The sequence below is a fragment of the Brucella sp. 22210 genome, assembly GCF_052045675.1.
Taxonomy (GTDB): Bacteria; Pseudomonadota; Alphaproteobacteria; order Rhizobiales; family Rhizobiaceae; genus Brucella.
This window is the reverse complement of the sequence record NZ_JBQEPD010000065.1, coordinates 1-9,833: the sequence shown is the minus strand read 5'-3', so window position 1 is coordinate 9,833 and position 9,833 is coordinate 1. Positions and strand designations below refer to the sequence as shown.

Here is a 9,833-nt window from a genome sequence, read left to right as displayed (position 1 = left end):
CAGCAGAACGGAAAATCTGGGCCAATATTCCTCCCAAATCCAACCGTAAGGACGTCTTCGCGTTCTCGCCATGGGTATATCGCCAGAGAAACCTGGTCGAGCGCTTCTGTAATCGCATCAAACACTATCGTGGCATCGCCACGCGCTACGACAAGAACCCGTACAATTTCCTCGCTGCTGTCAAACTGATCGCTGTCAGCATCTGGTGCATCAGTTTATGAGTCTACGCTCTAGAGCGGCTCGGCCTCCGACGTGCCGACTTCAATGTCCGGAACCTCGCGCCGCCCGTCGCTGTTGAAGCCGACGGGGCGATGATGACGGCAACGGAGACAATGCGCTCGCCACGGCGGCTTTGAGTTAGGTCGCGCTTCCTAGATAACTGCCGTCGGGGCCACGCAGTTCTCGAATGCGGCGTTCAACGGTTCCGGTTCGCGTCTGCCAATCGCGGTCGCGGTAGCCAATGCGTTGAGCAAGAAGTTGGCTGAGCCGACCTCCAGCTCCATCAGCCGCTCGAAAAATAGCTTCCCTTGCGTTTGATACCGATGCCATCCGCAAGATGGCAGCAGAACGGAAAATCTGGTTCAATATTCCTCCCAAATCCAACCATAAGTGCCTCTTCGCGTTCTCGCCAAGGGTATATCGTCAGAGAAATCGCGTCGAGCGGTTCTTTAATCGCATCAGACACTATCGTGGCATCGCTACGCGTTACGACAAGAACCCGACCAATTTCCTCGCTACTGTCAAACTGATCGCTGTCCGGATCTGGTGTATCAGTCTATAAGTCTACGGCTCAAGCAGGTTGATCCCGCCTCTTCCCCCCATCTCGAATACTGGACTGTGGCCCGTTTCCGAGATCACGAAGCATTGCGTCTCGCCGTTGGATGCCATGGCAAAGCCTTTAGTACTAATGCAAAAGCTTGGAGCACCTAAATAGACGCCGCGAAAGAGGTCGCGCCTGTTGAAATCCGCCTGGGAGTTCCAAGCGGAGATGGCAGGGCCAGAAGCACTCACCTGCACCACATTTGCGGAAGAATCCAAACTGGATGAGATTCTTAGGTCGCAGTTGGAATCAAGTTATCACATTGATTATCGCGGACAAGATCATCTTAATTTTCTGATTGCCGCTCCGCGACAGACGGTCCTTATTGTAACGACGAAGCCAGGCGCCTTTCGCTCGAACTAGTTCATCGGCCCGCGTACTCTTGCGAAAAGCCACATTGTCGAGCACGACAAACTCACTTTTGTGCAGTGTCGCAAACTGGGTCTCTGCCCACGTCTTGAAGATGTTTCTGTAAATCGGCCCGTCAACGGGTCTCCATAGCACGATCATGCCGGCGAAACGTAGACCGACAATGCGTTTTGTCGATCTCCGGAGCCAGCAACAATTGGATATTGAGACGCTGTATCGAATGTGTTCCCGCCTTGTGGCTGAGCGCAGGAAGCTGATCAATTAGCATTGTACAATCCTGCTGAGCGCGAGCTGATCTTTGCGGTCGGAACGCGAAAACCCGAAATCGTCTCGGCGTCCAGCACCTTGTCGGCCAATCAACAAGCGTTGCTTGTGAATTCACGTCGCCGCAACGAAAGCAAAGGAGATTTTCGGTTTCATATGACAACAAAAACGTTGGAAAACTAATGGGTTAAATTTTTGAGAGATAGCGCCCTTTTTACCGGAAATTTGATAAAAAATAGCCATTGATAGGCAAATCACAACAAAAAAATAATACTTCGGCGATATTCAAAAGGGAAGGCTCCGCGGTTAAGAGATCTATGTTGCCGGCCCCGCAGGGGCTAGTGCCGTCATCACCAAATGCAATGTCGGTTACAATACCCGGAAGCACCGTTCAAGTTCGTGACAGCCTTTGGCTCATTGAAGTAAGAGGAGCCGATCCATGACGATTTCAATTTTGGGTATCGATATAGGCAAAACTAACTGAAGTGTTGTCAGCGTCGGCGACAAAGGTGCAGCGACTGTTCGACGAAAGATGCGTGGCAGACGCTGATTGATTTTTTGAGGGATTCGGTAGGTGCCAACACCAGTGGTGCCGGCTCTTTCGTGCAATGACGATTGCGATTTCGAGACATGTCAATATGCGGGGGCTGGCTAATCCATTTGATCTGGCATGAACCTCTTACTTCGTCCACCGCCGAATTGCGAAACGTTCCGGCGCGTTGTTCGGTGCCACATCATAGTGCTGAAGAATGGCTTGAGCCGGATGTGGAGTGATCCGCATGTCCGGTTTCCAGTGAGGCGGCGGCACAGTAATGCGTCGCTGCTACCCGACCAGCTTCGCGCGACTAGAACTGCCTGGCAGCACCGCCCTGAGTAGAAAGCTGCCATGTGGTCAGGCCCCCCGGGATCTCTGCGGAATTGCCGAGTTAAAACGTTGCCATGAAGGCCTGTGCCACTGCGCATTCTGGGCGCGCGAGATCGGTAGCCTTGACGACGAAGTTCGCGTGCTACCGCCCGCTTATTTGAAGCCGTTTGTCAAACGGCAAAAGGATGGTGCGAATAGCGCAGAGGCCATGGCCGAGACCGCCATTCGCCGCTCCATGTGTTTAGTAACCGGTATAAAATCTTCGGTGCTGACGTCCTACTGCAGTTTCGAGAATTGCGGCGTGTGCTGCGAGCATCTAGGACAGAGGCACCAGGAGCAGGAAGGTGCGGGCAGGCAGATGCATTCGATGAGCTGCGAGCTCGTGTTGGTACCTGGCCGCCTCTGCGACTCGCCCGGTTGCGCCTAGAGCGCGAATCCGTTGTTGTCGTATCGCCCGCAGCTTCGTTGGTCAATCGACAGGAGGCGCCTATGCGACGGGTTAGCGGAATTGATATCCCACCGAACGTTTGGTGAGGTGGTTTTCTGGGAAGACGGCCGGCTCCGTCATGGTGGCAGCGTCGGCATGACGCGAACAGCTCTTGAAGGGTCCGGCAAGGCGGGCCAACAGACGACGTTGTCATCGAAGCGACGGGTCGTGAATAGTAATCCCCTGCAGGTAAAAGTGATCGCGCAGGCGCATGTAAAGACCGACAAGATTGATGCTGGCACACTGGCCGATCTCTACGCTACTGGGCATCTTCCGGAAATATAGACACCAGACGCCGCAGCAGAACGCATGAAGAGGCGGGGGGCCCGTCGCTATCAGGTCGTGCGTCATCGTACTTGGATTAAGAATGAGGTCCATTCCATCTTGAATGCTCTCCTGATCCCAAAGTGTCCACATGCCGACCTGTTCAACGGTCGTGGGCGTGAATGATTTAAACGTCAGCCTCTGCCTGTCGAAGAGCAGATTGCGATTGGCCCTACGTGAACTCGACAGGCTCGGTGAAGATCTTGCGGTGCTCGATCGGCAAATCAGCCGAAGGCAGGATCCCGCGGTCAAACGGCTGCTTACGATCACAGGCGTCGATGTCACCGTGGCGACGGAATTAATGGCCGCCATCGGCAACATCAGCCGATTTAAAAGCCCGCAAAAGCTGCTCAGCTACTTTGGGCTCAATCCGCGGGTTCACCCGTCGGTGCTTGGCGCTGCTCATCACCGACGCATCAGCAAGATCGGTCAGAGCCATGCGCAGGCCATGCTGGCTGAGGCAGCAAAAGCGCCGGGCCGCTACAGGCCTTCTTCGTCCGGATCAGAGCCAAACGGGGCCATCAAGTCGCAGCCGTCGCAGCGCCTCGAAAGCTGCGGTTCTGGTCTGGCACATGTTGACCAGGCAGGCCGACGATCTCTGGGCTCGCCCGAGTCTCGTAGCACACAAGATTCGCGCACGCTGAAATTGCTGGTTGGGAAACCGCAGAAGAAGGGAAACAAGCGAGGTCCTCGCCTACGCCTATAACGTCAAGAAGCTTCGCGACCTACCCTGCGTACGGAGCAAAGTCTCTAAGAATACAGCCCGATTGATGTCGATGCCCGGAATGGTGCGATATGGCTATGGCGGTTGGAGCTTTCGCTCCTGCGATGACGGCATTCTGAAAGGGACCAGACTTTGCGACTTGGCTCGGTTTGGTGCCCAATCAGCATGCGGATGGCCGGAAGCAGGTGATCCGCCGAACATCCAAAATGCGCCAGCGAAACATCCGACCGCTTCTTATTATCCAGGCGATAACTGTAATCCGGTGAGCGAGCCAAGANGAGAGCTCGTGCTACTGCGTAGGCTCATAAATAGATACACTAGACGCGGAATGCGATGAGTTTGATTGCAGCGAGGAAACTGGCAGAGTTCTTGTCGTAACGCGTAGCGATGCCACGATAGTGTTTAATGCGATTTAAGAACCGCTCGACGGGATTTTACTGACGATATACCTTGGGCGAGAACGCGAAGACGCACGTACGGTTGGATTTGGGTGGAATATTAGACCAGATTTTGCGGTCCGCTGCCATCTTGCGGATGGCAGCGGTATCGTAAGCTCTGTCCGCAAGCAGCGTGCCACCTGCTTTGATGCGCTCAATGAAGCCTGAGAGTAGTTAACAACTTGGCCACCCGTGAGGGAAAAATTGATCGGACGGCCTTGTGCATCAACAATCGCGTGAATTGTGCTTGTGAGGCCCCCACCGGGAACGTCCCATGCAACCATCGCCAGCACCCCTTTGTTTCCTGTGGCTCCATGTTGGTGAACACAAACAATGGCGCTATCGATCATCTCGATGTCGCCGTCATAAGCCTCAGATTCAGCATCCAGCAGCCGATCCCAGACACCGGCACGACGCCAGCGAACAAACTAGCTGTAACAGGTCATTGCAACACCGTAACGATCTGGAATTTCGGACTGTGACGAGCGGGTGCGGAAGCGCCACAGAATGCCATTGAGCACCATGCAATCGTCAACGCGGGGCACGCCACGCGATTTGCGCGGCAACAGCGGCGCAATAATCGTCTCTTCCCGTTCGCTGAGTTCATAGGGGCGACTTGACAGCAAGACCCGCCAAATCTGAGGCCTTTGAGCCACCAGTCCATTCAAAGAGCTAAACTATTTATGAGTGCACGCTCGTCACATGAATCGGAAGTTCGGTTCAATTGTCTTTTGGCAGAAACGCTCGACGGGCGAGAGGACTTAGTCGGCGGATTTGGCCCACTTGTACGAGGGCTGGGTTGTAGTCGGGGATTTCACTGAAGGCATCAATATCGGCTCCCTTCGAATTCCGCGATGGAGCGGTGTAAGCCACACTGCAAATGCTTTCGCGTTAACTTTTAAAATCAACGTGCGACCTAATTGATCTAGGATACTGATGCCGAAGCGAACACGCCAGTGCGGGCGGCGCGCGAGCCAATACCTAGATTTGCGATTTCTCATCGACGCAAAGCGTCCGGTCCTATGGCTACATATATTGGCCGACGATGCCGTGCACCTTTTGACGAAGCACGAAGCAGAAGAAAGCTTCACTGGGCCGAGCAAGAAGCCTGCAATGAAAGCCGAGCCAGGCGCTCGGCCACTCTTGCCGACATGAGCGAGAGCATTGCGTATAAAACGAACCGAGCTTCTTTATCAGACACCGAACTGGACCTTGGAAGCGGCAGGATTAATGCTTCGCGGGCATCAGCCACCACAGGAGAGAGAGCGCTACTCATAGATCCCTAGCCCCGCTTCATCGCCCCAGTGCCTGATTGGCTCTTTTGAACCCGGCGATCCACCGGGAGTTACCTTTGGACATTGTTAAAGTAGCCAACAGTGCCGACGCAGACCAACGCACCAGTCTCGAGCGATAAATACGCGACCCACACCTACACGCAGCGGCGATACTTATTCGCCCATACGTTGTCCAAAACCGATTAATATACTATCCATGTTGTGTCAGTTGCTTGCTCTGCAACGAAAGTTCACGACCTTTACCTCAGATGCTTCAACGCCCGGAACGCAGCCATAACATTTATCCCAACGCACCCTGAAACGGAATTCGAGAAAAAGCGAAGCCTCTGCCAGGACGTAAATATACCCTTTGACGTAAGTGCCCGCCCCGTTGTCGTAGCCATGCAATCGTCCGATCAGATTGCCCCGCTACAAGCTCCTCCAGAGATCCAATAACCAGCGCTATCGAGCTACAGCGCCTCTTGGGCCAACCCAATGGTATGTGACTAGCCCGCTCGGGCTCCAATGTTCAGTCAATCCACCACACCCGCCCGAGAGTCCAGAAGAGAGCAAGAATAGAGGCGCCCCATAACTTATAAAATTCGGACGAAGTTCCCCGCGGGGAACTTTTCCCTTTCTCGTCGCCCCGAATCGGACTAATTTGATGTTGCGCAAAAAGTTAGTACTTTTGGCTTTTTTCGCAACTACGTTCTGTTTCACTATTCATTAACTCTGGTGGCGTCTAATATGCTCCAATTCAATGAGGATAAAATCGTGCATCGCCATCTGAGTAGCCTACAGTTTATGCGGGATTTTTCGAGCAAGCTCGAAAATGCTCTGCAGAATCTTTCAATCGCTCAATATCCCCCAAACGCGCGTCGAGAAATGCGTAAATTTTCCTCGACAGAAGTCGCAGCGTTGCTGGATGTTTCAGAAGCTTACATCCGCCAAGTGGTTCAAAAAGATATAGGTCCGACGCCAGAGGTTACGTCCAACGGACGGCGTCTTTATACGTTGGAACAAGTTCTTGAACTCAGGATGATGCTTGCGTCGAAAGGACGTAAGAAATGGATGAACCCGCGACGCACCGGAGACGAAGCTTGTCATATAATTTCAGTTACGAATTTTAAGGGTGGGTCAAGCAAGACGTCGACGACGATTCATTTGGCGCATTATCTCGCGCTGAAAGGCTATCGCGTCCTTGCTGTGGACCTTGATCCGCAAGCATCATTGACTAGCTTGCATGGAACGCTACCCAACTTTGATCCGCGCGTAGATGATACCCTCTACGCGGCAATCCAGTTTGATAATCCCCAGCCCACGAAAGAATTGATCCATCAAACGCACATTCCGGGACTAGATGTGATTTGTGCAGGACTGGAACTCACAGAGTTTGAAACTGCAGTAGCGCTTCAGATGCGCAAAAGCGGTACCAACTTTCTCCTTCGTGTGTCCCAAGCGTTGGATCAGGTCTCAGACGATTACGACATCATTCTAATGGATTCCGCGCCATCCCTGAATTTCTTGACGCTTGCATCGCTTACGGCCGCTACAGGAGTGATTATTCCTGTACCTGCTCATATGCTTGATGTTGACGCTACTGGGAAGTTTCTTGAGCTCGCAGCGTCGTATATGCAGGTGTTGAACGATGCCGGTGCTGAAGTTGATTGGGATTTTGCAAAATTCATTATCACCAAGTTCGAAGCGAACGATCATCCGCAAGCTAATATGACTGCCCTTATGCGCCAGGTTTTCGGCGAAGACCTATTACTGAATATGGTAATGAAATCGACGGCCGTCGCAGATGCACTCACATGGAAGCAAAGCCTGTATGAAGTACAGCGGTCGCGTTTTTCAGCACCCAAAACATATGACAGGGCGATGGAGTCACTCAACGCTGTGAACGACGAAATCGAAAAGCTACTTTGGACAGCATGGGGCAGAGAATGAGCCGGAAAGATTCCCGATCCGTCTTCGCAAATCTTGTGAAGCCGCAAGAGCAAACAGGTGACATTGCACCAGCAGCTTCGCCATCACCTCATCTTCGGAAGGTGGCGGCAGGGCTTCGCCAGCTTCACGAACGTGAGGAAACGTTCGCGAAAATTCTAAAGGATGGTGATCGCATCATTGACATTGACGTTAATGATATTGCTCCGTCCCCTATTCAAGATCGCTTTGATGGCTCTTACGAAGAGTCCGCGATAGCAGAAATCGTTGAGTCAATGCGAGAACGAGGTCAGATAGTTCCTGGTCTTGTACGTCCATTTAACAATGGAACACACCATTATCAGATCGTGTTTGGCCGTCGTCGCTGGAATGCTGCAAGGCAATTGGGTCTACCGTTCAGGGCCATTATTAAGGAACTCACTGACGAGCAGGCAATTGTTTTCCAGGGCGAAGAGAACACCAATCGAGAAGACCTTACCTTCTTGGAAAAATGTCTTTTTGCGCATGAACAGGAGGCTGCAGGTTTTCGGCGTGATGTCATTTGTGCATCGTTGTCAACGACAAAGTCACATCTGTCTGAGATGCTTCGCATCACGAATACTGTTCCAAAATCTGCATTGCTTCAAATCGGAAGGGCGCCTGACACTGGACGGAGACGTTGGCTCGAATTTTGTGACCTTTGGAATGCGCAATCCAATCCCCAGCTTATAGTGCAGCAGGCGCTAATTAGCTCGCCATCAGATCGTTTTCAAGCCGCTGTCGCTGCTTTGAAGCAACCCACTTTGAAGAAAGTACCGCAGAAAGCTAATGTTCAACGTGAAATCCGGGCAAACGGGGAACTGCTGGCAACGATTGCTCGGTCCAAGGCCGGCTCACGTCTAAGTTTTGAGAAAAATGTTCCTCAAGGGTTCGTAGACTTTCTTGCGGAAAGAATGCCCGAGCTGCATGCGCAGTATCTTATAGACGGAAAAGAAGGATAACGACCAAAAGAAAAAGGCCCCCAAACGTTGCCGTCATGGAAGCCTCTCTCAAAGTTGTAGCAGACTGAGAATCGCATTTCCATGAATCAGTGTCAAGAGTCATAGACGTCAATTTGGCGGGTGGATTTCTTTTGCCTTTTGAAAGGTGAGAGGAAATGCAAATTCTAGCAACTGTTACGTCCGTGTTACACGGGCGAAGGAATAGTTTTGCCCAACCTGAACTGCATAAAATGCAGGGCAGGGGGGTAAACAGATGGGTGATTTACAAACAGCTTTGCTTGGCCAAGTCAGCACTCGATCTCAATGATCGCTGCCTCGCCGTGCTGAGCTCGCTTTTGTCATTTCTCCCTGACGATGACATGAATGAGAAAACTGGCCTCGTCGTTTTCCCGTCCAATCGTCAGCTTTCGCTACGTGCTCATGGCATGCCTGAATCGACGTTGCGCCGTCACCTCGCTTCACTGGTCGAAGCCGGGATCATCGCGCGCAAAGATAGCCCGACGCGTAAGCGCTATGCTCATAAGGACAGGGAAGGCGGCGTTGAACTTGCCTTCGGCTTTTCCTTTGCGCCTTTGCTTGATCGCGCGTCAGAAATTGCCGTTATCGCCGATCAAATTCTCGCCGATCAGAAAACACTGAAGCGTCTACGCGACGAAGTGTCAGTCATACGAAGAGACCTGGCATCGGCTTTTGCGGATATGGTCCAGAAAACAGGTGAACCTGGGGAATGTCTCGAAGCATTGTTTGTTCGCTTTCGCACTGTTGTCGACGCTATCCCTCGCCGCGCATCTCTTGATGAACTGTCCGCGATCAGGGCCGCTCTTGAAGCCATTCGTGGTGAAATGGCTATCACTTTGAAAACAATAGGGATTGTTCAAGAAATGAGCGGCAGCGTCGCCCAATATGAGCGGCAGCATAATGAATCCCTGCCAGAATCCCTTTTTGAATCTCAAAATGGCAAAAAGATTGATTTGAGAGCGGCTTCTGCGGAAACACCAGTTCCCGTGAAAGCTGAACGGCAAACTCCTGTCGAGTTAATGCCATCCATTTCTCTCGACCAGGTGCTAAGAACATGTCCAGATATTTGCGAATACGGAACCAACGGAATTGGCACATGGCGTGAGCTTCTTGATGCTTCACGTATTGTCTCGTGCTTTCTCGGCATCAGTCAATCAGCCTATCAGGAAGCTATCCGTTTCATGGGGTCAGAAACCGCTTCGACCGCTATTGCCTGGATTCTGCAGAAACTATCGGCCATCAAATCGCCTGGCGGTTATTTGAGATCCCTTACCCAAAAGGCAAGGGCAGGGACCTTTTCAATCTCTCAACTGCTGTTTTCGGG

At 52.2% G+C, this 9,833-nt stretch carries 3 protein-coding genes and 6 pseudogenes; 7 read left to right on the top strand and 2 right to left on the bottom strand.

All coding sequences use genetic code 11. The annotated features are described in order from the left end of the window. Positions 1-221, top strand: a pseudogene (locus tag ACTJKP_RS25435) (IS5/IS1182 family transposase); the annotation flags it as partial. An 18-nt stretch (positions 222-239) separates the two neighbouring features. Here ACTJKP_RS25435 and ACTJKP_RS25430 read toward each other — a convergent pair. Continuing rightward, positions 240-483 (bottom strand): annotated as a pseudogene (locus tag ACTJKP_RS25430) (hypothetical protein); the annotation flags it as partial. 52 nt (positions 484-535) lie between these two features. On the opposite strand from ACTJKP_RS25430, the pseudogene ACTJKP_RS25425 reads away from it, so the two are divergent. From ACTJKP_RS25425 to ACTJKP_RS25415, 3 pseudogenes are all read left to right on the top strand, one after another. Next, a pseudogene (locus ACTJKP_RS25425) lies at positions 536-781 on the top strand (IS5/IS1182 family transposase); the annotation flags it as partial. Positions 782-2,807: 2,026 nt separating this feature from the next. Further along, positions 2,808-3,854, top strand: a pseudogene (locus ACTJKP_RS25420) (IS110 family transposase); the annotation flags it as partial. A 33-nt stretch (positions 3,855-3,887) separates the two neighbouring features. Further along, positions 3,888-4,116, top strand: a pseudogene (locus tag ACTJKP_RS25415) (transposase); the annotation flags it as partial. 54 nt (positions 4,117-4,170) lie between these two features. On the opposite strand, the pseudogene ACTJKP_RS25410 reads toward ACTJKP_RS25415, so the two are convergent. Beyond that, positions 4,171-4,913, bottom strand: a pseudogene (locus ACTJKP_RS25410) (IS5 family transposase). A gap of 1,425 nt (positions 4,914-6,338) precedes the next feature. Here ACTJKP_RS25410 and repA point away from each other — a divergent pair. The 3 genes from repA to repC form a co-directional block, all read left to right on the top strand. Continuing rightward, complete coding sequence (repA, locus tag ACTJKP_RS25405; RefSeq protein ID WP_440632658.1) at positions 6,339-7,514, top strand: plasmid partitioning protein RepA; 1,176 nt, start codon at positions 6,339-6,341, stop codon at positions 7,512-7,514. Next, on the top strand, positions 7,511-8,491 hold the full coding sequence (gene repB, locus ACTJKP_RS25400; protein ID WP_440632657.1) for a plasmid partitioning protein RepB: 981 nt from the start codon (positions 7,511-7,513) through the stop codon (positions 8,489-8,491). The genes repA and repB overlap by 4 nt, the downstream gene beginning before the upstream one ends. 155 nt (positions 8,492-8,646) lie before the next feature. Continuing rightward, positions 8,647-9,833, top strand: a 1,187-nt coding sequence (gene repC / locus ACTJKP_RS25395) for a plasmid replication protein RepC (protein ID WP_440632270.1), incomplete at its 3' end; no start/stop codon positions are given.